Source organism: Streptomyces sp. NPDC059373, assembly GCF_042751495.1.
Classification (GTDB): Bacteria; Actinomycetota; Actinomycetes; order Streptomycetales; family Streptomycetaceae; genus Actinacidiphila.
Map to the genome: position 1 here is coordinate 1 of NZ_JBHYXC010000097.1, position 2,017 is coordinate 2,017.

1 protein-coding gene is annotated in these 2,017 nt (G+C 68.0%); it reads right to left on the minus strand.

Translation table 11 applies throughout. The features are described 5' to 3' along the window. A partial coding sequence (locus tag ACFXJ5_RS41180) for an amino acid adenylation domain-containing protein (protein ID WP_384643691.1) occupies positions 1-2,002 on the minus strand: 2,002 nt, incomplete at its 3' end. Positions 2,003-2,017: the final 15 nt, after the last annotated feature.

Sequence of the window (2,017 nt, forward strand, 5' to 3'; positions counted from 1 at the left end):
GGTTGAGGAACCACATCCTCTGCTGGCCGAATGACAGCGGCAACACCTCAGGCCGCTCCCGCACCACCACACCGGCCCGGACCACACCCCGCCCGCTCCCGACCAGCCGCGCCATCCCCGCCACGCTCGGCGCACCGAACACCTCACGGATATTGATCTCCACACCCAGCACCGAACGGACCCTGGCGATCAACCGCATCGCCAGCAGCGAATCACCCCCCAGCTCGAAGAACGAACCATCCGCGCTCACATGGTCCAGACCCAGCACCTCGGCGAACAGCACACACAGCGCCTCCTCCACCGCAGTCGCCGCAGCACGACCCACGCCGCCGCCGAACTCCGGGGCAGGCAACGCAGCCCGGTCCAACTTCCCGTTGACGGTGATGGGCAGGGACTCCAACTGCGTGATCGCGGCAGGCACCATGTAGTCCGGCAACGTGCCCGCCGCGAACTCCCGCAACGCGTCTGCGTCGAACCCCTCGCCCGCCGGAACCACATAGGCGACCAGCCGCTTCACACCCGGCTGATCCTCCCGAGCCACCACCGCGACCTGGCCGACGCTCGCATGCCCGGCAAGCACCGCCTCGACCTCGGCCGGCTCGATGCGGAACCCACGGATCTTCACCTGGTCATCCGCACGGCCGGAGAAGGCCAGTTGGCCGTCCTTCGACCAGCGGGCCAGGTCACCCGTCCGATACATCCGCTCCCCCGAACCCGGGAACGGGCAGGCCACAAAGCGTTCCGCCGTCAGAGCGGCCCGGCCGTCATAGCCGCGCGCCAGACCCGGCCCGGCCAGATACAGCTCCCCGACCACACCCGGAGCGACCGGACGCAGAAACTCATCGACCACATAGGTCCGCACGTTGTCCATCGGGGACCCGATCGGCAGCACCGCGGGTGCTTCGGCTCCTGGCTCCACCACGAACGTCGTCGCGCACAACGTCGACTCCGTCGGCCCATACAGATGCCGCACCCGCAACCCCGGCGACGTCTCCACCACCCGCGCCACCGAACCAGCCGGCACCACATCACCACCGGTAAGCACCTCGGCCAGCCCCGACAACGCCCCAGGAGACTCCTCCGCCAACACACCGAACAACCCCGCCGTCACATGCACCCTGCTCAGACCATGCGCCCCCACCAACCCCGCCAACACCACACCATCCACCACACCCACCGGCGCCACCACCACCGCACCACCACAAACCAACGGCACCCACACCTCATACGTCGAAGCATCAAAAGCATGAGGAGCATGCATCAGGACCCGGTCACCCGGACCCACCCCCCAACCCCGGTCCAGCACAAGCCCCGTGACACCCCGATGAGTGGCCACAATGCCCTTCGGCACCCCCGTCGACCCCGACGTGAACATCACATACACAGCCGAATCCACCGACACACCGGACTGCAGAACCGGACCCCGGCAGGAGGCGACCTCGGCCACAACCGCCGGGGCGTCCCAGACGACCCGCGCCGCCTGCGATCCGGACAGCAGACCCACCGTCTCCGACGTGCACAGCACGACCTCCGGTGCCGCGTCCGTGAGGATCCGATCGATCCGCTCCGCCGGATAGGACGGATCCACCGGCACATACGCCGCACCGGACTTCACCACCCCCAACAACAACACCACCAAATCCACCGAACGGTCCATCACCACACCGACCCGGCACTCCAGCCCCACACCCCGCCCCGCCAGCCAACCAGCCACCCGATCAGCCCGCGCATCCAACTCGGCATACGTCAACGACACACCCACACCAACGCCAACCAGCGCCACCGCATCCGGCGTCCGCGCCACCTGCGCCGCAAACAACCCGGCCAACGACACCTCCGACACCGGCCGGGCAGTGTCATTCCAGCCCTCCACCACCTGCCCACGCTCGGCATCGTCGAGGACCTCCAACCGACTCACCGGCACATCCGGATCCGCCGCCACCTGCCGCAAAACACCAGCCAACCGAGCCGTCAACGCCCGAGCCGCACTCTCATCGAACAAGTCAGCCGCATACAG